Raw genomic sequence first — 23,940 nt, 5'->3', positions numbered from 1 at the left:
TGGGTACTCGACTTCTGTTTGGTGGAACGGGTGGAGCTGTGTGTTACGGGAGCAGCGTGTCGAGGTCCGGCTCGGCGCTCAGCGTTCCGAAGTCCGCTGCAGCCTTGCCCAGCTTCGTCAGCGCCTCACGGTTGAATTCGACGTTGAACTTGGGAAGAACCATGGCGTCAAGCTGGTCCATCGTCATCTTGGTGTACGTGGTGACGATCTGCTTGACCTCGTCCGGATGGGTGTCAGCGTACTCCAGCGACTTGTTCATCGCCGTCTGGAACGCCTTGACCAGTTCGGGCTTCCCCTCGAACGTCTTCAGCGTCGTGAAGTAGCCGGAGACGTCCAGTCCCGGGTCGAAGTCGGAGAAGTTGTACGTGATCACGCGAGCGCCGTTGGCGACCGCAGAGTCGAGGAACGGTGCGAGGATCCATGCCGCGTCGACCTGCTTGTTGGTGACGGCCGCTTCGGCGTCCGGGAACGCCACCTCGACGAAGTTGATGGTCGAGGAGTCGCCGCCGTCGTTGTCCACGACGGTGCGGATGGTGGTGTCACCGATGTTCGACAGGTTGTTGACCGAGACGGTCTTGCCTGCAAGATCGGCCGGTGACTCGATGTCGGAGTCGGCGGCGACGATCACGGCACCGAAGTCGGGGTTGCCTGCGGTCGAGTTGCCGTTGGTCACGTACTTGAGGCCGAGGCCCTTGTCGTTGGCGACCATTCCGGAGACGTAGTTGCCGAAGGCGAAGTCGTAGCTGCCCGCGACAACGCCGGGAACGGATGCTGCGCCGCCGGTGGTCGGCTGCACGGTCACGTCGAGGCCTTCGTCGGAGAAGAAGCCCTTCTCGACGCCGAGCCAGATGGGGGCGGTGTCGACGATGGGGATGACGCCGACGGTGATTGCGGTGGGCTCAGCTGTGCTGGGTGCGTCTCCTCCGGCATCCGGCGTGCCGCTGCTGCAGGCGGCGAGAGCGAGTACGGATGCGGCTGCGAGGCCGATCATCAGTGATTTCTTCATGGTGTCACTCCTTTGTGGCAATGCTGTGAAATGCAGATCACATGTTCGCTATGTGAACTAGTGTTCTCTGCACAGTACAAAGAAGGGACAGCAGAGTCAAGAAGCAAACGGCACGGTCAAGGTGAACAACGGATGTCGGTGGCCGGTGACAGCGTGAGCGTTCAGTCCTCGGTGTTCTCCGGGTCGGTGTACTTGCGGCCCTGCGCCGCCAGATTCGCGGAGCGCTCCGCCAGCCGGCGGTGCACGGCGGCCTGTGCGTCGTAGATGAACTGGGGTTCGAGCGGCGGGTTCTCGTGCTCGTTGCTTCCGCCGTTCGCCGCGATGTACGCGTCGAGTTCCGGGCCCGACTCCCACGAGGTGATGAGGCAGTAGCGCGGCTCGGGGCCCTTCTGCCAGATGGCGTGCCAGAAGCGCTGCGTGTCGACGATGATGCGCGCGCCGGCGGGCAGCGGAATCCGCACCTCCGTGTCGGCGTCGAAGCGGTCTTCGCGCAGCACCAGGTACGAGTCGGGGTCATCGCTCAGGTTGAAGAAGCCGCGCACGATCCAGCCGGTGCCGTCGGGGTTGAGTCGGTTGTTGTCATCCTGGTGCAGGTTGTAGAGGGTGTCCTCGTAGCTGTTCGGCTGCAGTTCGATCACGCGGCAGCGGCCCACGTTCGCGCCGGGTTCCTGCGCTCGGCGGGCGAGGGTGGGTGCCTGCGCCAGTTGCGACTCGATCCACACCCCGTCCTTGTCGGTGCGGGGCGGCGTGTGGTTCCAGAACCCGTCGACCTCGATCGCGCCCTGCGCACTCGTGAGCGGCGCGAAGCGCGTGTCGCCGGACGACTTCCACTCGACGTACTCGAGGTTCTTCCACTCCGGGGGGTCGCCCGCCTGCTCGTAGCGGTTCAGGATGACGTAGCCCTTGTCTTCGAGTAGGGCCGACTTGATGTAACTCATCCGGGAATGTGCCCTTTCGCTCAGCGAGCCGCGGCGTCTCTCCAGGCTCGTCTTAGGCAACCCTAACAGTCGGCATCCGCTATTTCGGGTGCTTGTCAGCAGGCAGCCCACAGGCCGGCGCTGGCGGCCCGGGCATCGGCTTCGGCGGCCTGCAGCTGCGGCCAGTACTGGTCATTCGCGCCGACTTTGAGGGCCTCGCCGTAGCCGTCGGCGACGAGGCTGAGGTTGACGAAGGTGCCGTCGGATGCCCACAGGTACAGCAGTTCGCGCCCGTAGCGGTCCTGCGGCTCGGCGTCGTGGGCCACTGATACGACTGAGCCCTCGGGCAGCAGCGCACGCAGCCTCGCGGTGGCCTCGTCGCCGAAGCATTCGGCGTGCTCGCCCACCTCGGGGGTGTCGAGCCCGATCAGTCGCACCTTCAGCCGTTCCCCGTTGGCATTCGCGGCGAAGAGCGTGTCGCCGTCGTGCACGTAGTCGATGGTCATCGTCTCGGCGCCGTCGGGAGAGACGATGTCGTACGGTTCGGTTCCGGATGCTTCGCCCCCGACGGGCGCGCCGCCGCTGGTGTCACCGCTGCTGTCGCCGGTGCTGAGTGTCGCGCCGGGCCCGCCCCCGCCGAGCAGCTGCGCACCGCCACCGTTCGCGAGGGTCAGCGCAACGATCACGGCGACGACCACGACGAGCAGGAGCCCCAGTTTCTTCACCCGCAGAGACTACCCCGCCCATCCCGCGCCCGTCGCGCATCCGAACATCCCGCACCCGTCGCGCATCCCTCGCCCGCGCATCCCGTACCCGCGCATCCGCGACATCGCGCGCGTCCCTCGTATCCCGTACCCGCGCATCCGGCTCCCGCGCATCCCGCACATCCGGTGCCCGCGCATCCGCCACATCGCGCGTCCCTCGCATCTCGTACCCGCCACATCGCGCGAGAGGTCGATTCTGGCCCCAAGGTCCGCGCGGGGAGGGCGAGTAGTGACCCTTCGCGCGCGAGCGAGAGCAGGGTGAGAAACACGTCAGTTCGCGAGAGGTCGATTCTGGCCCCAAGGTCCGCGCGGGGAGGGCGAGTAGTGACCCTTCGCGCGCGAGCGAGAGCAGGGTGAGAAACACGTCAGTTCGCGAGAGGTCGATTCTGGCCCCAAGGTCCGCGCGCGGAGGGCGAGAAGTGCCCCCTCGCGAGATGCAAGATGCGAGGTACAAGACGCGAGTTGCGAGGCACGAGTTGTTAGTTGCTCGGTGTCGCTCCGCCGGAGAAGCCGCCGAAGCCGCGCTCGCCTTCGCTGATGCTGGTCGCGGCGATGGTTCCGTCGTCGTCCGTCTCTCCGACGACGGTGAGCGTGTCGCCTTCTGCGAGCTCGCCCACGCTGCTCTCTTCCGTGGTGGTGATCGTGGTGTCGCTTCCGGCGGTCACGGTGACGGTGCTGCCGTCGCTGAGTTCGAGCGTGATGGTGTCGCCGTCGACGGAGGTGATGGTGCCCGAGGTGAAGCCGCCCGGGCCGCCGACCCCGCCGCCGACCCCGCCGCCGGAGCCGCCGTTCATGCCTTCCGGTAGCGATGACATTCCGCCGGGAAGGTTCCCCTGGCCGGGTCCGGTGCTGCCGCTGTTCTGCCCGACGAGCAGCCCGCCGAAGAAGCCGATGACGAGCAGGGCGAGCCCTCCGAGCGCGGGAGTGATGTGGCGGGTCCAGCGGCGGCCGGTCTTGGGGGCGGATGCCGTGGCATCCAGTACTGCAGTTTCGGTGGCTGCCGGTGTGGTGGTGTCGGTCATGGTGGTGCCTTTCGTGTGGTGGGTCAGATGGCCCGGAGGGCCTGGATGGGGCGGAGTTTCGCGGCGCGGGCCGCCGGGTACACGCCGAAGAAGACGCCGATGGCGACGGAGACTCCGAGGGCGAGCGGGATGGAGTAGTCGAGCACGACGGGTGTGGTGCCGTTGATCTCGAACTGCGCTCCGATGAGCGCAGCGACCACGCCGAGCACTCCGCCGAGCAGGGTCAGCGCGGCCGCCTCGAACAGGAACTGCCCCAGGATGGCGCCCCGCGTCGCCCCGAGCGCTTTGCGGATTCCGATCTCGCGGGTGCGTTCGGTGACGGTGACGAGCATGACGTTGGTGACGCCGATCCCGCCGACGAGCAGGCTGATGGCGGCGACCGCGCCGAGCAGCAGGGTGAAGCTCTCGGCGCTCTCCTGCTGGGTCTCGAGCAGCGACGACTGGTCGGTCACCGTGTACGGCGCGGTGTCGTCCTCGCCGACGCCGAGCAGCTGGTCGAGCATGATCTCCACTTCGCCCTGGGCTGCTGCGACGGAGTCGGAGTCGATCGCCTCGACGGTGAGGGTGCTCACCTCGTCGAAGCCCGTGTAGGAGCGCTGCACGCGGCTGAGCGGCGCGACGACGACCATGTTGGCGTCGCTCACGCCGGTGCTGCTCTGCGCTGCGAGCACCCCGACGACACTGAACGCGGTGCCGTCGACGGTCACCGACTGGCCGAGTGCCGAGCCGGTGGGGAACAGTGTCGTCGCCAGCTCTGAGCCGATGACGGCGACCTTCGCGGAGGTGGTGAGGTCGGCATCCGTGAAGCTGCTTCCGGATGCGACGGATGCGGTGGTCACGTCGAAGTAGTCGGGTGTCGTGCCGATGACGCTCACCGATTCGGCCGACACGGTCGCAGATGACACAGTGAGCGTGGTGCTCACCTGCGGCACGACCGCCCGAACGTGTCCGAGCCCGGACGTCGAGAGGGCATCGCTGACGGAGGTGGTGAGTGTCTTCTGCGCGGTGGCGGCGCTCGTCTGCGCACCCGGCCCGCCGAAGCCGCCGGAGGAGCTGGCGCGCACGGTGAGCGTGTTCGTGCCGAGCGAGGAGATGGCGTCGCGCACGGCCTGCGCGGAGCCGTTGCCGACGGCGAGCAGCAGGATGACGGATGCGACGCCGATCATGACGCCCAGCATGGTGAGCGCAGAGCGCAGCTTGTTGGCGGTGACGCCGCGGAAGGCGGAGGCGAGCATCTCTCCGAGGCTCATGATGCGGCCCCGGCGAAGTGCCGGCTCACGTCGGAGACGATGAGTCCGTCGCTGACGGTGAGCACGCGCTGGGCGCGCGCCGCGACATCCGGTTCATGAGTGATGATGACGATGGTGCGCCCTGCCTCGGCGAGCCGGTCGAAGATGGACAGGATCTCCTCCGTCGATTCGGTGTCGAGGTTGCCGGTGGGTTCGTCGGCGAGCACGAGCGTGGGTGAGGTGACGAGCGCCCGGGCGATTGCGACGCGCTGCTGCTGCCCGCCGGAGAGCTCCTGCGGCTGGTGGCCCGCGCGGTTCTCGAGTCCGACCATGCGCAGGGCGTCGAGGGCGCGCCTGCGACGTTCGCTCCGCCGCACGCGACCGTAGATCAGCGGGAGCTCCACGTTCGCCTGGGCGGTCATCCGGGGCACGAGGTTGAACGACTGGAAGATGAAGCCGATCTGCCGGTTGCGCACCCGCGCGAGCTGCGTCTCGTCGAGCGTGCTGACGTCATCGCCGGAGAGACGGTAGGTGCCGCCGGATGCGACGTCGAGGCATCCGAGAAGGTTCATGAGCGTCGACTTGCCTGAGCCGGAGGGGCCGACGATGGCCACATGGTCGCCCGCGTGCACGGTCACGTCGATGCCGCGCAGGGCGTGCACCGCAGCCTCGCCTGTGCCGTACACCTGGTGGATGCCTTCCAGCTCGAGCACCGGCTGGGGTGCGTCGATCACGCCGCTCACTGGGCGCCCCCGGGGAAGCCGCCGCTGAAGCCGCCCGAAGGGATCTGGCCGTTGAAGCCGCCCGTCGTGTCGTTTCTTCCGCCGGTCTGCGTGCTGTCGGTGGTGTCGGTGACGGTGACGGTTCCGAGCACGACGCTTTGCCCTGCGGTGAGCCCGGAGGTGACCTCGGTGCCCTGATCTCCCACGACGCCCGTCTCGACGGTGACGGTGCTGACCTCGTCATCGTCGCCGACGACGTCGACGGTCGAGGTGCCGTCGGCGGCAGTGGTGACGGCGGCGGTCGGCACGTAGAGGGCGTCCTCCGCGCTCGACACGGTCGTGATGGTGACGGATGCGGTCTGGCCGAGGCGCAGGCCGTCCGGCACGGAGTCGAGGGTGATGGTGGTGGCGTAGGTGACGACACTGTTGCTGCTCGTGGCGGTGGGCGCGATGGCCGTGACGGTTGCGGTTGCGGTCGTGTCGTCGAGCGCCGGGAAGGTGACGGATGCCGCCTGGCCGACCGCGACATCCGCGATGTCGGCTTCGGCGATGTTCGCCGTCATCGTGAACTGGCTGATGTCGGCGATGGTGACGAAACCGGATGTGCCGGTGTCGGTACCGGCACCGCTGTCGCTTCCCGACGAGCCGCCGGAGGAACCGCCGACGCTGCCGTTGACGGCGACGACGAGCCCGCTGACGGGTGCGAGCAGGGTGGCCTCGGCGAGGTCCGCTTCGGCGTCGGCGGCGACCTCGTTCGCGTCGCTCACCTTGTCCTGCGCGCTCGTCACGGCGGAGCTGGCCTGGCTGACCGACTGCGCACTCGACGTGGTGCTGGTGCTTCCCGGCTGGCTGGGGTCGGCGCTCGCCGCTGCGAGTTCTGCGGTCTGCGCCGCCGCGAGCTGGGTGGTGGCGCTCGACAGTTCCGTCTTGGCGCGGGCGAGCGAAGTGTAGGCGTCGGAGACCGCGCCGGCGAGCTCTGTGGTGTCGAGTGTGCCGAGCTGCTGGCCTGCCGTGACGGTGTCGCCGAGGGCGACGTCGACCGTGGCGATCGTTCCGGAGACGGCGAAGGATGCGACGGTCTGGCTGACGGCGGAGACGGCACCGCTCGCGGTGATGGTGCTCGACACGGCGCCCTGCTGCACGGTTCCGGTGAGGCGGGTGCTGTCGGCGGTGGCGGTGCTGCCGATCGGATTCGTCACCAGGTAGGCGGCGACCGCCCCGCCGATGACGACGATCGCGAGCCCCGAGTTGATGAGCGCGGACTTCGAGAGTTTCATGGCGCCAGCCTGTCGGCGCACCCTATGCGCAGCACTCACCGTTCCTATGGATCAGCTGAGTTCCTCTCCTCCTCCGCGAGTGGTCGATTCTGGCCCCTCCGCGCGCGCTGGTGGGGCCAGAATCGACCACTCGCGACAGAGAAGGGGAGCGAGAAATCGGATGCGTGTTGTGGGGCCGGATGCTCCGAGTGCGCGACAATGAAGCATGAGCTCTGTAGGCACCCCTGACCCCGGCAACGCGTGGCTCTCCGATGTGGAGCTTCTCGAGATCCGTCGCAGGCTCCCCATCTTGTATGTGGAGGCGGTGCCGGTTCGGCTCGACAGTCTCGGCGTGGTGTTGGAGGTGGGCGTGCTGTTGCGCGCATCCGTGACGGGCGAGATGGGCCGCACGCTCGTCTCGGGGCGTGTCATGTATGGCGAGACTTTGCGTGAGGCGCTGTTCCGCCATCTGGAGAAGGATCTGGGCCCGATGGCGTTTCCGCAGCTGCCGGCGAGCCCTGTGCCGTTCCAGGTGGCCGAGTATTTTCCGATGCCCGGTATCAGCCAGTTCACGGATGACCGCCAGCACGCGGTCTCGCTGGCGTATGTCGTTCCGGTGACGGGCACGTGTGAGCCACGGCAGGATGCGCTGGAGATCACCTGGATGAGCCCGGCGGAGGCGGCCAGCTACACGGTCAGCGACGAGATGGACGGCGGCCGCGGCGCTCTGCTGCGCGCGGCCCTCGCCTCGGTGGGCGTCCTCCCCTGAAGAAACCGCTGGTTGAGGTGCCGAGGAACGAGGCAGTCTCGAAACCAGCCCCGCTCAACAACTCTCACCGCACGAAACGCACCGATACGAGGTCTTCGCCGAGCAGCTGTTTGACTTCTTCTGTGCCATCGAGCGTCATACCGTTGCGCTTGTAGAACGAGTGGGCGCGGGCATTGTCTTTGCCTACCCACAGGTAGCCGGGGCGGTCGGCGCAGGCGGCGTCGAAGAGTTTCTGGCCGATGCCGGTGCCCTGATATTCGGCGAGCAGGTAGAGAAAGTAGAGTTCCCGTTCGCGCGGGGCGTCTTCATCGCGGGCGGGGCCCGAGCCGACGAAGCCGACAATTCTGCCGTCGACGAGTGCGGCGAACTGGTTGTACTCGGGTCCGCGGCTTGCGATGCGCGACCAGAGCTCTGCCATGCGGCGGGGCGAGAGATTCTGCAAAGCGGCGCCATCGATCAACTGGTCGTAGGTTTCATGCCAGCAGACCGCCTGCACCTGCCCGAGGTCTTCGACGTCGGAGTCGCGGATGGGTCGAATAAGTGCGTTGGCAACTTCAGCGGTGCTCATGGGCAGAGCCTATGTCGCTCTTCGGCCGGGGAGAAATCGGGTGCGAAGGACACCCTTATGGCCGCGTGTATCCGCCCGCCTTCAGGCAGCGCACGCGCATCCGCCGCCGTCAGGCGCCAGTTAACGACAGAGGCGACCGGTGCCCCGGTCGCCTCTGTCGTTAACTGTCTTTTCTAGCCCTGCGCGCGGCGTCCGGCGCGGCGCTGTCCGCCTGCGGGGGCCGCACCTGACGTGGAGCCACCGGATGACGTGCTGTACGTCACCGAGGAACCGCCCTGGCGGGTGCGCGGCGCGTGCGAGCCTGCGCCTTGTGCGGCGCCGCGGCTGCGGCCCTGGCCGCTGCGACCTGAGCGGCTGCTGTCGCTTCCGGATGCTGTGGCGGGTCGGCCGGAGCGGTCGCGTCGGGCTGCCCCGCCGCCGTCGCCGCGGGCTGCGCGCTTGCGCTGCGCGTTGGCGCCCTGTGACTGTCCGCCGCCACGCTGCTGCTCCTGCTTGGGGGCCGGCTTCACGTAGGCGGCGGTTTCGCCGACGAGCGTGGTGACGGCATCCGAGTCTGCGGTGACGCGCTGTGCCTGCACATCGATGGCGGCCTTGCGCAGGAGCGCGAGAGTGTCCTTCTTCTGTGTGGGCAGCATGATGGTGACGACGTCGCCTGAGCTTCCGGCGCGCGCGGTGCGGCCGCTGCGGTGCAGGTATGCCTTGTGCTCGGCGGGCGGGTCGACGTGGATGACCAGTTCGACGTTGTCGACGTGCACTCCGCGCGCGGCGACGTCGGTTGCGACGAGCACTTTGACGCTGCCGTCGCCGAATGCGGCGAGGTTGCGGTCGCGCTGCGGCTGCGACAGGTTGCCGTGCAGGTCGACGGAGGGGATGCCCGATTCGGTGAGCTGCTTGGCGAGCTTCTTGGCGTGGTGCTTGGTGCGCATGAAGAGGATGCGGCGGCCGGTTCCGGAGGCGAGCTTCTCGACGAGCGCCTTCTTGGCGTCGACCCCGTCGACCTCGAAGAGGTGGTGGGTCATGTCGGCGACGTGCGAGGTGGCTTCGTCGACGGAGTGCAGCACCTCGTTGTGGAGGAAGCGCTTGACGATCTTGTCCACGCCGTTGTCGAGCGTGGCGCTGAAGAGCAGGCGCTGCCCGTCTTTGGGGGTCTTGTCGAGGATGCGCGTGACGACGGGCAGGAAGCCGAGGTCGGCCATGTGGTCGGCTTCGTCGAGCACGGTGATCTCGATCGCGTCGAGCGAGACGAAGCCCTGCTTCATGAGGTCTTCGAGGCGGCCGGGGCAGGCGACGACGATGTCGACGCCGGCTTTGAGCGCGGCGACCTGTCGCTGCTGTGAGACGCCGCCGAAGATGGTGGTGACCTTCTGGCCGTAGGCGGCCGCGAGCGGCTCGACGACGGCGGTGATCTGGGTGGCGAGCTCGCGTGTGGGGGCGAGGATGAGGCCGAGCGGGCGCCCGGTGCGGCGGTTGCCGCCGGCGAGGCCGCCAGCAAGGCGCGCGACCATGGGGATGGAGAAGGCGAGCGTCTTGCCGGAGCCGGTCTTGCCGCGGCCGAGCACGTCGCGCCCGCCCAGCGTGTCGGGGAGCGTGTCCACCTGAATGGGGAACGCGCTCGTCTTGCCGTTCGTGTCGAGCACGGCGACGAGGGGTGCGGGCACGCCGAGCGCGCCGAAGGTTGTTTCAGTCAAGGGGGTGGTGTCTTTCAGAGCATTGCTGATTGAGGGAGCGCCCTCTGGGGCGCTCGTCTCGAAACCAGCGAGTTGGGCGAAGGTGGCAGTGGCCACATCCGTTCGCCGGAGAAAGTATCTGCGAGCCCTGTGTGACAGGGCGAGAAGAGTAAGCGTTCAACGACGCAGGGAATCCATCGGTGGATTCACATGTCCTGCAAGCCTATCAGCCGGTGGGTGTTTGTGGGCGCTCGCGGTCGCTTAGCCTTGGCGCATGGCTTCGAACAACTACAAGACCGGGCGCAATCGCGGCGATTCCTTCGATGTCGGGGTGCGTCAGACGGCCACGGTGCCGCTGCCGCAGGTCTGGCAGTTTCTGGTCGGCGAGGGGCTTCCGTTGTGGCTCGGCGAGACTGAGCTGCCTCGCGAGCAGAATGCGGAGTATGAGACGGCGGATGGCGTGCGGGGAATCATCCATCGCTATGCGGAGAATTCGCGCGTCAAGCTCACGTGGCGTCCGGCTGATTGGCCGCACAATTCGACGCTCACGGTCGGTGTGAAGGAGGTCGAGGGCGGAACGTCGATCTCTCTCAACCACGATGGGCTTGCCGATCGTGACGAGCGTTTCATGATGCTCGGGCATTGGAAGGGCGTGGTCTCCGACATCGTCGAGCAGGTCGAGCAGCTCTAGTCGGCGCGTGTCTGGCCGCCGACGATTCGGCTGATTTCGGTGGCGGATGTTCCTGAGCGGATGAGCAGGTGAAGGAGCGCGACCGCAGCTTCGGTGGGTAGACCTCCAGCTCCGACGGCACCGATCGATGCCAGTCGGTGGCCGCTCTCGTAGGCGCCGAGCATGATCCGTCCGCTTCTGGTGCGGGATGTGCAGACGATGGCCGTTCCGGCTGAACCCGCTCGCGAGAGCGCAGCCAGGGAGCGCTCGTCGCTGAGGGGAAAGGTACCGGCCCCGTAGCATTCGAGCACGAGAGCATCCGGTCGCACCTCGAGGATGCGTTCGAGCAGGCCGCCGTCGAGGCCGGGGAATGCCGCGACCACGATGACGGAGGAACTCGCTGTGCTGTCGAGTGTTCCGGCGCGAGCGCGCGCATCGTTCAGCAGCAGCTCGATGGGCGGCGGTGTCACCCAGCTGTCACCGAGCCGCTCGGCGACGGGCGAGGCGAATGCCTGGGGTGATTGTGCGTCGATCTTGGTCACGCCGAAGGCGGGGAGGGTCTGCCCGCCGAAGCTGACCCAGATGCCGCTCTCACCCCGTACGGCCAGCTCCGTGGCGGTGGTGACGGCGAGGCTCAGGTTGGCGTCGGCGTCGGAGTCCGGCATCCCGAGCGGAATCTGCGAGCCGGTGATGACGAGCGGGATTCCGGCCTGGGGCCAGAGCACCGAGAGCGCGGCGGCGGTGTAGGCGAGGGTGTCAGTGCCGTGGATGAGCACCACGGCGTCGATGCCGGGGCTTTCGCGGTGCAGCCGGTCGGCGATGGCAAACCAGGTGTCGGGCGTCGCGTCCGCGCTGTCGGATGCCGGGGTCACGGCCTCGACGACGGCCTCCCACCCGTCGAGCATGACAGCTGCGAGGGCCTGCTCGAGTTGCTCGTCGCCCTCACCCGGTGCCGAGAGGTAGGCGCCGGTGCGGGCCATGCCGAAGGTGCCGCCGGTGGTGCCGACGAGCAGGCGACGTGGGGTCATGTGCTTTCCAAGGGAAGGGAAGGTGGCGTGTAGCGCGTGGAACGGTGACTCAATTGCATCATGACGCTCGGCCGCGGCGATACGGTGGTTGCGTGATCTCTCCCGACGACAACCCCGCAGCCCAGTCCTACTATCAGGTGCGATTCGATTGGGGCCATGCTGGTGCCGCGGCGATTGAGGCGGGTGCGGATGCTGTCGTCTGGGTCGACCAGCTGGGCGAGTCGCAGGCCACACCGGTGACGGATGCTGCGGTCGTCGCCGGCAGCATCCAGAACGCTGCTGCTGTGGCTGAGTGGGTCATCGTGAAGCAGGCTGAGCGTGGTGACCGGTTCCGTATCGCGGTCGTCGCCGCGGGGGAGCCGGGCGCGGATGGCGCCCTGCGTTTCGCTGTGGAGGATCTGCTTGCCGCGGGTGCCGTCATCGATGCGCTCACGGCTGCCGGGATCGACCACTGCTCGCCTGAGGCGGCTGCGGCATCCGCGGCCTTCGTGGGTCTGCGCAGGGCGACCCGGCATCTCGTCGGCGCTTCGGTTTCGGCACGGACGCTCGGCGACGTCGAACTCGATTTCGCCCCCGTCGACGCAGTTCCCCTCCTCCAGGACTTCCGCCGCTGATCCCCGCTGGTCACCCCTGGTCGAGGGGGGAAAGGAAGGAGTATCTAGAAACGTCCCAACCTGCTGGTTGAGGTGCCGAGGAACGAGACAGTCTCGAAACCAGCCCCGCTCAACAACTCTCCTTCCCTCTTAAACCGCCCGTTTCTTCCAGTCGATGGCGTTGCGTGCATCGAAGCGTTTGGAGCACTTTCCACACGAGAGTGCTCGCGTCGGCTGCCGGTAGCGGTAGTGGGTGTGGCCTGATGGGCAGGTGCCGACCCATGGTGCGAGTTCGTGCGCGATGGATCCGTCGTGGAGTCGTTTGCCTTCGTAGCCGAGGTCCGCGGCGACGGTCTTCCAGCGCGGCCCGTGTCCGGCCTTCGCCCCGGCGATGGCGTGGGCGACTTCGTGCAGCAGGATCTGGTGGATTTCGTCGTCTTCGTAGCGGCTTGCGAGGTGGCGCGACACGGTGATGCGTTTCTCCGTGTGGTTGCAGAGGCCTGCGCGCGTTTTGGCGTGGTCGAAGTCGAAGCTCCAGGCGGGGTCGAGGTGCAGCGCGATGAGGGCGTTCGCCCAGGTGCGCACTCGTGCCAGTTCAGCCATGCTTCGACCTTATTCTGACCGCCCGACGGTGCCGCACATCCTGTGGGTGCTTGTGCTTGTGCCTGTGCTTGTGCCTGTGCCTGCGACCGTGACTGCGCCTGTGGTCTGCTGCCCCGTCATCCGCCACTCACGCACTCACTCACTCGCTCAACAGGAGATCTTTCGCGCCGCGCCGTGGTGCGGATGCTGTCACCCGCGTGTCGCGAAGATTCTCCTGTCGAGCACCCTGCGCCGAGCGCCGAGCGCCGAGCGCCGAGCGCCGAGCGCCGAGCACCGTGCACGCGGCCCGACTCCTTCTACCCGAGGAACGACTCGGCGATCGCGATGGCCATCATGGCGCTGTCGACGTCGTCGGCGGATGCGCCGATGCGCACCCGGATGGTGACGGCGGTGCGGAAGTCGAGCAGCGCCGCCTGCAGTTCGCCGAGGTCGAAGTTGACTTTGCCCCTGTTGAGCAGCGCGAGCGCTTCGGTGGCCGACCAGTCGTGGGCGCGTGCTTCTTCGACGCAGGAGGTCAGCTCGATGAGCGACTGGTCGAGCTTGCCGAGGTAGTGCTGCACTTGGGCGCGGCGGATGCGTGTGAGGCAGAGCTCTTCGCGGTCGCCTGAGAAGCGCGCCTGGCGGAGGGCGGCGTTGGCCATGTCCCAGGCTTCGTCGAGTCGCCCGGTGAGGCGCAGCAGCGTCACTTTCTCGTTGACGGCGTCTGCGTTGCGCAGTTCGCCGAGTTCGTCGAGGCGTGCCCCGGCGGCTTTCAGGTCGACCTTCTCGCGAAGGGTCTGTGGGTCATAGCCCAGGATGATGCTCACGTACTGCCCCGATCCGTTACCGTCTCAGGCTATCCCTCTGTCAGTGGGGTGAGCCGTATCTGCATCAGCTTGTCGTCATCCTGGGCGGGGTTTCCGCGGCCGTCGGTGTTGTTGGTGAGCACCCAGAGGCTGCCGTCGGGTCCGGGGATGGCGTCGCGGAGGCGCCCGTATTCTGTCCTGTACCAGGAGACGGCGTCGGCTCGCCCGTCGGTGGGATAGATCGCCCAGAGGGTCTGGCCGCGCAGTGTCGCCATGAAGAGGGTGTCGTTGATGATGGCGAGCCCGCTGGGGCTGGCTTCTGCGGTTGACCATTGGTGCGCGGGGTCGGTGAAGCCGGCGACCCCTCCTGCGCCTTCGACGGTGGGCCATCCGTAGTTGTTGCCTGCTTTGATGATGTTGAGTTCGTCCCAGGTGTTCTGTCCGAATTCGGATGCCCACAGTTGCCCGGTGCTGTCCCATGCGAGGCCTTGAGGGTTGCGGTGGCCGAGCGTGTAGACGAGTGATCCGGGGGTGGGGTTGTCGTCGGGCACGCTGCCGTCGGGCGCCATCCGCAGGATTTTTCCGTTCAGCGATGTCGGGTCCTGCGCGAGCGCCGGGTTGCCGGCGTCGCCGACGGTTGCGTAGAGCATCCCGTCGGGGCCGAATTTGATGCGTCCGCCGTTGTGGTTTCTGGCTTTCGCGATTCCGCTTACGACGACGGATGCTCCGACCAGTTCAAGCGCGCCTGTTTCGCCTTCGATCTGCATCCGTACGATGCGGTTGTCGGATGCTGCGGTGAAGTAGGCGTACAGCCACAGCCCGTCTTCGGCGTCGCGCATTTCGATGCCGAGCAGGCCGCCTTCGCCGCCGGGGGTGACCCCGGCGATGGTTCCGGCGTCGCGCAGTTCGCCGCTGTCGGTCAGTTCTTTGATGATGGCGGTGTCGCGTTCGCTGATCAGCGCGGACCCGTCGGGCAGTCGCACGACTGACCATGGCGCTCGCAGTCCGCTTGCCGGCACGGTCGGGGTTCCTGCGGGCTGCACCTGTTCGATGGGTGTTGCGCTGGGGGAGGGCGGGAGTGTCGTCGGTGTCGTTGTGGTGGCCGGCGTTTCGGCGGACCCCGTGCATCCGCTCAGAAGCAGCCCGGCGATGATTGCGGCGCTCGCCGGCCAGGTTCTGCGCATCGTCATGCTCTCATCTTTGCCTTCGCGGTGGGCTCGGGCAATGGCGGGAGCTCGGGGTTTCCGTCTCTCTCTCGGTCGCGCGTGCGCTCCCCGCCGATCTTGCCCCATCAGTCTTGTCGCCGGATGCCTCCCGCGATAGGTCAATTCGTGCCCTTCCCGAGGATGGGTGGGGCATTCTCTGCCCTCTCGCCCCGAGCCTGTGACTCAAAGGCCTGTGACTCAAAGGTTCGGTGAGGGGTCGATATGTGCCCTGAAAGACGGGCAGATAGGGCACTTTCCGACCCCTCGCGCACCACGCTCGCCGGGCGAGGGGCCGGGCGGCGGGCAACACACGCTGGCCGGATGCGTCAGTCGCGTCCGACGCGGAACACATTCTTCGAGGGTGGCGGCGACGCGATGGCGGTGGCGTCGGTGGCGATGGGCGCGCCGGCGATCCAGTCGCGGAGTTCGCGCCCGGTGACGACCTTGGCCGGATGCGGTCCGCCGGCCAGCAGGCGCGGCATCCATTCGAGGGGGAGCGGCTGCTGTGAGCCGACGAGTACGACGTTGCCGAAGCGGCGCCCTTTGAGGATCTGCGCTTCGGCGAGGGCGGCGACGTCGCCGGTTGCGGCGAGCAGGGTGGATGCCTGGCCGCGGGCGAAGGCGAGTCCGGGCCCGTCGGCGATGTTCACGGCGATGACGCCGCCGGGTGCGAGCAGTTGCACGGCGTTGCGGTAGAACTCGACGCTGGTGACGTGGGCGGGGATGCGACTTCCGCCGAACACGTCGACGATGAGCAGGTCTACGGTGCCGTGCAGGCCGTGGGGCAGTTTCTCGAGCACGGCGCGCGCGTCGCCGTGCCGCACTCTGATGGATGCGCTCTTCGGCCACGGGATGTTGTCGCGCACGAAGTCGACGAGGTCGCTTTCGAGTTCGACGACCTGTTGGCGGGAGCCGGGTCTGGTCGCTTCGACGTAGCGGGGGAGGGTGAGCGCGCCGGCGCCGAGGTGCACTGCGGTGATGGGGCCGTCGGGCAGCTGGTCGATGATGTGGCCGATGCGTTGCACGTATTCGAAGAACAGCTGTGAGGGGTCGTTGAGGTTCACGTTGGACTGTGGCGTGCCGTCGACGACGAGGGTGACGCTGCCGGGCATCCATCGTTCTTCGATGATCTCGGCGCGGTATCCGCTGAGCTGCAGGACGGTCGTCGGATGCTCGGGTGCGGCCATACCCGAATCATCCCATGCCCAGCGGTGCCGCTGGTCGAGGTGTCGCCGTTTTCGGTGACTGCAACACCCCGCTGGTCGAGGTGTCGCCGTCTGCGGTGACAGTCTCGAGACCGCCCCGGTATACCCCGCCCCCGCGCTTATAGCCGAATTTCCAAAAGAGGTCAAGATTTCGACTGGACACGGCGTGGTGCGCGAACTATAGTTGACCTTTGCGCTCCCAGAATTGCTCTGCCTTCATATTGCGGTCGGCCTGTGCGAATCCGGACTTCGGTCCCGATCACCCAAATGTAGGTTCTGGCGAGTGCTTCGCATCCATCTAGATCGTTAATTGGCAACGCCCGACTGTATTGACCGAGAAGGTCACCGGAGGTTATTTCCTTGGCTGCTGCGCGCAACGCATCCAACACCAACTCATCAAAGAAGGGAAATCCGAAGAACGGTCGTAACCATTCTCGGCTTTCTTTCGCCAAGATCTCGGACAATCTGACTGTCCCTGATCTGTTGGCTCTTCAGACGGAGAGTTTCGACTGGCTCGTCGGCAACGACGTCTGGAAGGAGCGGGCCGCCGCCGCGAAGGCTGAGGGTCGTCAGGATCTCCCTTCGCTGACCGGCCTTGAGGAGATCTTCGAGGAGATCTCTCCCATCGAGGACCTCGGCGAGACGATGCAGCTCTCTTTCACGAACCCGTTCCTGGAGGAGAAGAAGTACTCGATCGATGAGTGCAAGGAGAAGGGCAAGACCTACTCCGCTCCTCTCTATGTCGAGGCGGAGTTCATGAATCACCTCACGGGTGAGATCAAGACCCAGACGGTCTTCATGGGTGACTTCCCGCTGATGACCCCGAAGGGGACCTTCGTCATCAACGGCACTGAGCGTGTCGTCGTGTCGCAGCTGGTTCGCAGCCCGGGCGTGTACTTCGACAGCGCGCAGGAGAAGACGTCTGACAAGGACATCTACTCGGCCCGCATCATCCCGAGCCGCGGTGCTTGGCTTGAGTTCGAGATCGACAAGCGCGATCAGGTCGGCGTTCGTATCGACCGCAAGCGCAAGCAGTCGGTCACGGTCTTCATGAAGGCCCTCGGTATGACGAGCGAGGAGATCCTTGCTGAGTTCAAGGGCTTCGCGTCGATCGAGGCCACCCTTGAGAAGGACAACATCCTCACCAAGGAGGAGGCGCTCAAGGACATCTACCGCAAGCTGCGTCCGGGCGAGCAGGTTGCCGCCGAGGCTGCGCGTGCGCTGCTCGACAATTTCTACTTCAACTCGAAGCGTTACGACCTGGCGAAGGTCGGTCGTTACAAGATCAACCGCAAGCTCGGTATCGACGCTCCGTTGTCCTCTTCGGTTCTGACCAAAGAAGACATCATCGCGACCATCAAGTACCTGGTTGCGCTGCATGACGAGCAGAAGACCATCGCGGGCGTCCGTGATGGCAAGAAGGTCGACATCCGCCTTGATGTGGATGACATCGACCACTTCGGCAACCGTCGTATCCGCGCTGTCGGTGAGCTTATCCAGAACCAGGTTCGCACCGGTCTCAGCCGTATGGAGCGTGTTGTCCGCGAGCGGATGACCACTCAGGACATCGAGGCGATCACCCCGCAGACCCTGATCAATGTGCGCCCCGTTGTGGCCGCGATCAAGGAGTTCTTCGGTACTTCTCAGCTCAGCCAGTTCATGGACCAGAACAACCCGCTTGCGGGCCTCACCCACAAGCGCCGCCTGTCGGCGCTTGGCCCGGGTGGTCTGAGCCGTGAGCGTGCCGGTGTCGAGGTTCGTGACGTTCACCCGTCGCATTACGGCCGCATGTGCCCGATCGAGACCCCGGAAGGCCCGAACATCGGTCTGATCGGTTCGCTCGCGTCGTTCGCGCGCATCAACTCCTTCGGTTTCATCGAGACGCCGTACCGTCGTGTCGTCAAGGGCAAGGTCACGGAGACGATCGACTACCTCACCGCGAGTGAGGAAGACGAGTATGTCGTCGCGCAGGCCAACGCGCCGCTGACGGCTGACAGCCACTTCGCTGACCCCCGCGTCCTCGCTCGTAAGAAGGATGGCGAGGTCGACCTGGTTCCGGTCGAGGAGATCGGGTACATGGATGTCTCGCCGCGCCAGATGGTGTCGGTTGCGACGTCGCTCATCCCCTTCCTTGAGCATGACGATGCGAACCGCGCGCTCATGGGCGCCAACATGCAGCGTCAGGCTGTTCCGCTGCTCCGCAGTGAGAGCCCTGTCGTTGGTACCGGTATGGAGGGCTTCGCGGCCATCGACGCCGGTGACGTGCTCACCGCTGACAAGGCGGGTGTCGTCGCCGAGGTTTCGGCCGATGTCGTCACCGTGCAGCTCGATGAGGGTGGCACGCAGGATTACTACCTGCGCAAGTTCGACCGCTCCAACCAGGGCACCAGCTACAACCACCGTGTCATCGTCAGCGCGGGTGACCGCGTTGAGGTCGGCGAGGTCATTGCGGATGGCCCCGCCACGGAGAACGGTGAGCTCGCGCTCGGCAAGAACCTCCTTGTGGCGTTCATGTCGTGGGAGGGTCACAACTTCGAGGACGCGATCATCCTGAGCCAGAACCTGGTCAAGGACGACACGCTTTCGTCGATCCACATCGAGGAGTATGAGGTCGACGCCCGCGACACGAAGCTCGGCAAGGAGGAGATCACCCGTGACCTCCCCAATGTGAGCCCTGAGCTCATGGCCGATCTCGATGAGCGTGGCATCATCCGCATCGGTGCCGAGGTTCGCCCCGGCGACATCCTCGTCGGCAAGGTCACGCCGAAGGGTGAGACCGAGCTGAGTGCCGAGGAGCGCCTGCTGCGCGCCATCTTCAACGAGAAGAGCCGCGAGGTTCGTGACACGAGCCTCAAGGTGCCTCACGGTGAAGAGGGAACGATCATCGCGGTCAAGGTGTTCGACGCGCAGGATGGTGACGACGAGCTCGGCTCGGGCGTCAACCAGCGTGTTGTCGTCTACATCGCCCAGAAGCGCAAGATCACCGAGGGTGACAAGCTTGCTGGCCGCCACGGCAACAAGGGTGTCATCTCGAAGATCCTGCCTGTCGAGGACATGCCGTTCCTTGAGGATGGCACGCCGGTCGACATCATCCTGAACCCGCTGGGCGTGCCCGGCCGGATGAACTTCGGTCAGATCCTGGAGATCCACCTCGGTTGGATCGCGCAGCAGGGTTGGAAGATCGAGGGCACCCCGGCGTGGGCGAAGGCCCTGCCGGCTGAGGCGTTCAGCGCCGAGCCCGGCACGAAGGTTGCGACCCCGGTGTTCGACGGTGCGGCGGAGACGGAGATCGAGGGTCTCCTCGAGTCGACGCTTCCGACGCGTGACGGTGACCGCCTCATCGGTGGCTCCGGCAAGGCGCGCCTGTTCGACGGCCGCTCCGGCGAGCCGTTCCCTGAGCCTGTCTCGGTCGGCTACATGTACATCCTGAAGCTCCACCACCTGGTGGACGACAAGATCCACGCGCGCTCGACGGGCCCGTACTCGATGATCACCCAGCAGCCGCTCGGTGGTAAGGCTCAGTTCGGCGGACAGCGTTTCGGCGAGATGGAGGTGTGGGCCCTCGAGGCCTACGGTGCGGCTTACGCGCTCCAGGAGCTGCTCACGATCAAGTCGGATGACATCCTCGGCCGCGTGAAGGTGTACGAGGCGATCGTCAAGGGCGAGAACATCCAGGAGCCCGGCATCCCTGAGTCCTTCAAGGTGCTCATCAAGGAGATGCAGTCGCTCTGCCTTAACGTCGAGGTTCTCTCGGCCGATGGCACTGCTGTGAGCCTCAAGGACACTGATGACGAGGTCTTCCGCGCTGCGGAGGAGCTGGGCATCAACATCTCCACCCGGTTCGAGAACTCGTCGTCGATCGACGAGATCTGATCCGTAGCTCTCGACTCGCACAAGATTTAGGCATTAGGAGAAAAATTGCTCGACGTTACCACGTTCGATGAGCTTCGTATCGGCCTCGCGACTGCTGACGACATCCGTCGCTGGTCGCACGGTGAGGTGAAGAAGCCGGAGACGATCAACTACCGCACGCTCAAGCCCGAGAAGGATGGCCTTTTCGGTGAGCAGATCTTCGGACCCAGCCGCGACTGGGAGTGCTCGTGTGGCAAGTACAAGCGCGTGCGCTTCAAGGGCATCGTGTGTGAGCGCTGTGGCGTTGAGGTCACGAAGTCGTCGGTGCGCCGTGAGCGCATGGGCCACATCGAGCTCGCCGCCCCGGTCACTCACATCTGGTACTTCAAGGGTGTTCCGAGCCGCCTCGGCTACCTGCTCGACATGGCGCCGAAGGACCTTGAGAAGGTCATCTACTTCGCCGCTTACATGGTGATCTCGGTTGATGAGCAGGGCCGTCACGATGACATGCCCGGTCTCGAGAACGAGATCCGTCTGGAGATCGCCGAGCTTGAGAAGCAGCGCGATTCGAAGATCGCTGACCGCCTGGCGAAGCTTGAGGCCGACCTGGCCGCTCTTGAAGAAGAGGGTGCCAAGGCTGATGTGAAGCGTCGCACGAAGGATGGCGCCGAGAAGGAGATGTCGCAGGCTCGTAAGTCCTTCGACGAGCAGATCAGCCAGCTGGAGCGCGTGTGGGAGGATTTCCGCACGCTGAAGGTCGGCGACCTGAAGCCGGAGGATTCGGTCTTCCACGAGCTGCAGGACCGTTTCGGCATGTACTTCGAGGCGTTCATGGGCGCCGAGGCCATCCAGAAGCGTCTGCAGAGCTTCGACCTCCAGACGGAGAGCGAGAACCTGCACGACCAGATCGCGAACGGCAAGGGTCAGAAGAAGATCCGCGCCATCAAGCGCCTGAAGGTTGTCAACTCGTTCCTGCAGACCGGCAACTCGCCGGCTGCGATGGTGCTCGAGGTCGTCCCGGTGATCCCGCCGGAGCTGCGCCCGATGGTGCAGCTCGATGGTGGCCGCTTCGCGACCTCTGACCTGAACGACCTGTACCGCCGCGTGATCAACCGCAACAACCGTCTTCGTCGTCTGCTTGACCTCGGTGCTCCCGAGATCATCGTCAACAACGAGAAGCGGATGCTGCAGGAGGCCGTCGACGCTCTGTTCGACAACGGTCGCCGTGGTCGCCCGGTGACGGGTACCGGCAACCGCGCCCTGAAGTCCCTGAGCGACATGCTCAAGGGAAAGCAGGGTCGTTTCCGCCAGAACCTGCTCGGCAAGCGCGTCGACTACTCGGGCCGTTCGGTCATCATCGTCGGCCCGCAGCTGAAGCTGCACCAGTGTGGTCTGCCCAAGCAGATGGCGCTGGAGCTGTTCAAGCCGTTCGTCATCAAGCGCCTGATCGATCTGAGCCACGCTCAGAACATCAAGAGCGCGAAGCGTATGGTCGAGCGTTCGCGTCCGCAGGTGTGGGATGTGCTCGAGGAGATCATCCGCGAGCGCCCCGTGCTGCTGAACCGCGCGCCCACCCTTCACCGTCTGGGCATCCAGGCGTTCGAGCCTCAGCTCGTCGAGGGTAAGGCCATCCAGCTTCACCCGCTGGTGTGTGCCGCGTTCAACGCCGACTTCGATGGTGACCAGATGGCTGTTCACCTGCCGCTGTCGGTTGAGGCCCAGGCTGAGGCGCGCATCCTGATGCTCGCGTCGAACAACATCCTGAAGCCGTCTGACGGTCGCCCGGTCACCCTGCCCACGCAGGACATGATCATCGGTCTGCACCACCTCACCACTGTGCGTGAGGGTGGCGAGGGTGAGGGCCGTGCGTTCTCGTCGGTCGCCGAGGCGATCCTCGCGTTCGACCAGAAGTCGCTTCACCTGAACTCGAAGGTGCGCATCCGTCTGACGGGTCTGCACTTTGCTGAGGGCAAGGCGCCTGAGGGCTTCGTGCAGGGCGAGACGTTCCTGCATGAGACCACGCTGGGTCGCGCGCTGTTCAATGAGGCGCTTCCGGCTGACTACCCCTGGGTGGAGGCTGTTGCCGACAAGGGTCAGCTTTCGTCGATCGTCAACGATCTGGCGGAGCGTTACCCCAAGGTTGAGGTCGCGGCGACGCTGGACCGCATCAAGGACGCCGGTTTCTACTGGGCGACCCGAAGCGGTGTGACGGTGGCGCTGTCAGACATCCTGACGCCGCCCACCAAGGGTGCGATCATCGCGGGCTACGAGAAGCAGGCCTCGAAGGTTCAGAGCCAGTTCGAGAAGGGTCTGACGACCGACTCGGAGCGCCGCCAGGAGCTCATCGAGATCTGGAACAAGGCGACCGCTGAGGTTGCGACGGCCATGCAGGAGAACATGCCGTCCGACAACAACATCAACCGCATGGTCACCTCTGGTGCTCGTGGTAACTGGATGCAGGTTCGTCAGATCGCCGGTATGCGTGGTCTGGTGTCGAACCCGAAGGGTGAGATCATCCCGCGTCCGATCATCTCGAGCTACCGTGAGGGCCTGTCGGTGGCGGAGTACTTCATCGCCACCCACGGTGCCCGTAAGGGTCTGGCTGACACGGCGCTTCGTACGGCCGACTCGGGCTACCTCACGCGTCGTCTCGTGGACGTCTCGCAGGATGTCATCATCCGCGAGGACGACTGTGGCACGACCCGTGGCCTCGAGCTGCTCGTCGCGACGCCTGACGCCAACGGCGTTCTGGTGCGCGACGCGAACGTCGAGAACTCGCTGTACGCTCGCAGCCTCGCTGAGGATGCGGTCGACGCCAAGGGCAAGGTTGTTGCGAAGGCCGGGGATGATGTCGGTGACGTTCTCATCCAGGACCTGATCGATGCGGGCATCACGCATGCGAAGGTCCGTTCGGTTCTGACCTGCGAGTCCGCCGCTGGTGTGTGTGCGGTCTGCTACGGCCGTTCGCTGGCCACCGGCCTGCTCGTCGACATCGGTGAGGCCGTCGGTATCATCGCGGCCCAGTCGATCGGTGAGCCCGGCACGCAGCTGACGATGCGTACCTTCCACACCGGTGGTGTGGCATCCGCGGATGACATCACGCAGGGCCTTCCCCGCGTCACCGAGCTGTTCGAGGCGCGTACCCCCAAGGGTGCGAGCCCGATCGCCGAGGCGGCCGGAAAGATCACGATCGAGGACACGGACCGCAGCCGCAAGCTGATCCTGACCCCCGACAGCGGCGACGAGCCGATCGCGTACCCGGTGCTCAAGCGTGCGACTCTCCTCATCGAGGACGGGCAGCATGTCGAGCTCGGTCAGCAGTTGCACGTTGGTGCGATCGACCCGAAGGAGGTGCTGCGTGTGCGCGGCGTCCGCGCGGTGCAGCAGCACCTCGTCGACGGCGTCCAGGGCGTGTACCGCTCGCAGGGTGTTCCGATCCACGACAAGCACATCGAGGTCATCGTTCGCCAGATGCTGCGCAAGGTCACCGTGGTCGACCACGGCGACACGGATCTGCTCCCCGGTGAGCTGGTTGACCGTTCGCGGTACAACGAGCTGAACCGTGCTGCGCTGACGGAGGGTCGCAAGACTGCTTCCGCCCGCCAGGAGGTCATGGGTATCACGAAGGCGTCGCTTGCGACGGAGTCGTGGCTGTCGGCTGCGTCGTTCCAGGAGACCACGCGTGTTCTCACGCAGGCCGCCATGGACGGCAAGTCCGACCCGCTGCTCGGCCTGAAGGAGAACGTGATCATCGGAAAGCTGATCCCGGCCGGTACGGGTCTTCCCCGCTACCGCAATGTGTCGGTTGAGGCCACGGAGGAGGCGAAGGCGGAGCGTTACCCGAACCGCATCTTCGCTGATGACGCGTCCTTCAACGAGTCTGATCTGAGCTTCGTCGATTTCGACAGCTTCAGCTCTGACGACTTCCAGCCCGGCACCTACAACTAGTAGGCGTTCATCAAACGGCCCGTCACCTCACGGTGGCGGGCCGTTTGCCGTTGCATAACCCCCTGGTCGAGACGCCCGCATTGCCGCTGGTCGAGGTGTCGCCGGCTGCCCGAATCACTCCCGTGCGCCCG

19 protein-coding genes are annotated in these 23,940 nt (G+C 65.8%); 5 read left to right on the top strand and 14 right to left on the bottom strand.

Annotation, left to right across the window (positions count from 1 at the left end; genetic code table 11):
- Positions 1-43 precede the first annotated feature (43 nt).
- From FB562_RS12490 to FB562_RS12460, 7 genes are all read right to left on the bottom strand, one after another.
- Positions 44-1,006: an ABC transporter substrate-binding protein gene (locus FB562_RS12490; RefSeq protein ID WP_141881638.1), complete on the bottom strand. Its 963-nt coding sequence runs from the start codon at positions 1,004-1,006 to the stop codon at positions 44-46.
- 161 nt (positions 1,007-1,167) lie between these two features.
- Entirely contained in the window at positions 1,168-1,944 is a 777-nt protein-coding gene (locus tag FB562_RS12485; RefSeq protein ID WP_141881637.1) for a hypothetical protein, read from the bottom strand.
- Between the two features lie 95 nt (positions 1,945-2,039).
- Positions 2,040-2,648 (bottom strand): thermonuclease family protein, encoded by a 609-nt coding sequence (locus FB562_RS12480; RefSeq protein WP_141881636.1) that lies wholly within the window; start codon positions 2,646-2,648, stop codon positions 2,040-2,042.
- A 518-nt stretch (positions 2,649-3,166) separates the two neighbouring features.
- Positions 3,167-3,709, bottom strand: a complete 543-nt coding sequence (locus tag FB562_RS12475) for a DUF5666 domain-containing protein (RefSeq protein ID WP_141881635.1) — start codon at positions 3,707-3,709, stop codon at positions 3,167-3,169.
- Between the two features lie 23 nt (positions 3,710-3,732).
- Positions 3,733-4,959, bottom strand: coding sequence for an ABC transporter permease (locus FB562_RS12470; RefSeq protein ID WP_141881634.1), 1,227 nt, complete (start codon positions 4,957-4,959; stop codon positions 3,733-3,735).
- Complete coding sequence (locus FB562_RS12465; RefSeq protein WP_141881633.1) at positions 4,956-5,681, bottom strand: ABC transporter ATP-binding protein; 726 nt, start codon at positions 5,679-5,681, stop codon at positions 4,956-4,958. The genes FB562_RS12470 and FB562_RS12465 overlap by 4 nt, the downstream gene beginning before the upstream one ends.
- Positions 5,678-6,937 carry an efflux RND transporter periplasmic adaptor subunit gene (locus FB562_RS12460; protein ID WP_141881632.1) on the bottom strand — a complete coding sequence of 420 codons (1,260 nt, stop codon included), beginning with the start codon at positions 6,935-6,937 and terminating at the stop codon, positions 5,678-5,680. The genes FB562_RS12465 and FB562_RS12460 overlap by 4 nt, the downstream gene beginning before the upstream one ends.
- A 205-nt stretch (positions 6,938-7,142) precedes the next feature.
- Between FB562_RS12460 and FB562_RS12455 the strand changes: the two genes are divergently transcribed.
- Positions 7,143-7,685, top strand: a complete 543-nt coding sequence (locus FB562_RS12455; RefSeq protein ID WP_141881630.1) for an NUDIX hydrolase family protein — start codon at positions 7,143-7,145, stop codon at positions 7,683-7,685.
- Positions 7,686-7,749: 64 nt separating this feature from the next.
- On the opposite strand, the gene FB562_RS12450 is transcribed toward FB562_RS12455, so the two are convergent.
- A complete protein-coding gene (locus FB562_RS12450; protein WP_141881629.1) occupies positions 7,750-8,253 on the bottom strand; it encodes a GNAT family N-acetyltransferase in 504 nt (167 codons plus the stop codon).
- 173 nt (positions 8,254-8,426) lie between these two features.
- Positions 8,427-9,941, bottom strand: a complete 1,515-nt coding sequence (locus FB562_RS12445) for a DEAD/DEAH box helicase (protein ID WP_141881628.1) — start codon at positions 9,939-9,941, stop codon at positions 8,427-8,429.
- 253 nt (positions 9,942-10,194) lie between these two features.
- On the opposite strand from FB562_RS12445, the gene FB562_RS12440 reads away from it, so the two are divergent.
- Positions 10,195-10,611: an SRPBCC domain-containing protein gene (locus FB562_RS12440; protein WP_141881627.1), complete on the top strand. Its 417-nt coding sequence runs from the start codon at positions 10,195-10,197 to the stop codon at positions 10,609-10,611.
- On the opposite strand, the gene FB562_RS12435 is transcribed toward FB562_RS12440, so the two are convergent.
- The gene (locus FB562_RS12435; RefSeq protein ID WP_141881626.1) at positions 10,608-11,618 is read right to left on the bottom strand and encodes an asparaginase; all 1,011 of its coding nucleotides are present in this window, start codon (positions 11,616-11,618) and stop codon (positions 10,608-10,610) included. The genes FB562_RS12440 and FB562_RS12435 overlap by 4 nt on opposite strands.
- Before the next feature lie 92 nt (positions 11,619-11,710).
- Between FB562_RS12435 and FB562_RS12430 the strand changes: the two genes are divergently transcribed.
- A complete protein-coding gene (locus FB562_RS12430) occupies positions 11,711-12,232 on the top strand; it encodes a 2-phosphosulfolactate phosphatase (protein ID WP_246081491.1) in 522 nt (173 codons plus the stop codon).
- 129 nt (positions 12,233-12,361) lie between these two features.
- Here the strand turns inward: FB562_RS12430 and FB562_RS12425 are convergent, their stop codons facing one another.
- From FB562_RS12425 to FB562_RS12410, 4 genes are all read right to left on the bottom strand, one after another.
- The gene (locus FB562_RS12425) at positions 12,362-12,814 is read right to left on the bottom strand and encodes a SprT-like domain-containing protein (RefSeq protein WP_141881625.1); all 453 of its coding nucleotides are present in this window, start codon (positions 12,812-12,814) and stop codon (positions 12,362-12,364) included.
- A gap of 296 nt (positions 12,815-13,110) precedes the next feature.
- A complete protein-coding gene (locus FB562_RS12420) occupies positions 13,111-13,620 on the bottom strand; it encodes a hypothetical protein (RefSeq protein ID WP_246081490.1) in 510 nt (169 codons plus the stop codon).
- Between the two features lie 29 nt (positions 13,621-13,649).
- Positions 13,650-14,789, bottom strand: a complete 1,140-nt coding sequence (locus FB562_RS12415; protein ID WP_141881624.1) for a PQQ-dependent sugar dehydrogenase — start codon at positions 14,787-14,789, stop codon at positions 13,650-13,652.
- A gap of 341 nt (positions 14,790-15,130) precedes the next feature.
- Positions 15,131-15,991 (bottom strand): spermidine synthase, encoded by an 861-nt coding sequence (locus FB562_RS12410; protein ID WP_141881623.1) that lies wholly within the window; start codon positions 15,989-15,991, stop codon positions 15,131-15,133.
- 378 nt (positions 15,992-16,369) lie between these two features.
- Between FB562_RS12410 and rpoB the strand changes: the two genes are divergently transcribed.
- Both rpoB and FB562_RS12400 read left to right on the top strand, forming a co-directional pair.
- Entirely contained in the window at positions 16,370-19,882 is a 3,513-nt protein-coding gene (rpoB, locus tag FB562_RS12405; protein ID WP_141881621.1) for a DNA-directed RNA polymerase subunit beta, read from the top strand.
- Between the two features lie 45 nt (positions 19,883-19,927).
- Positions 19,928-23,809, top strand: a complete 3,882-nt coding sequence (locus FB562_RS12400) for a DNA-directed RNA polymerase subunit beta' (RefSeq protein WP_141881620.1) — start codon at positions 19,928-19,930, stop codon at positions 23,807-23,809.
- Positions 23,810-23,940: the final 131 nt, after the last annotated feature.

Source organism: Homoserinimonas aerilata, assembly GCF_006716125.1.
GTDB lineage: Bacteria > Actinomycetota > Actinomycetes > Actinomycetales > Microbacteriaceae > Homoserinimonas > Homoserinimonas aerilata.
The sequence above is the reverse complement of the archived record's forward strand: the minus strand, read 5'-3'. Positions and strand labels throughout refer to the sequence as shown.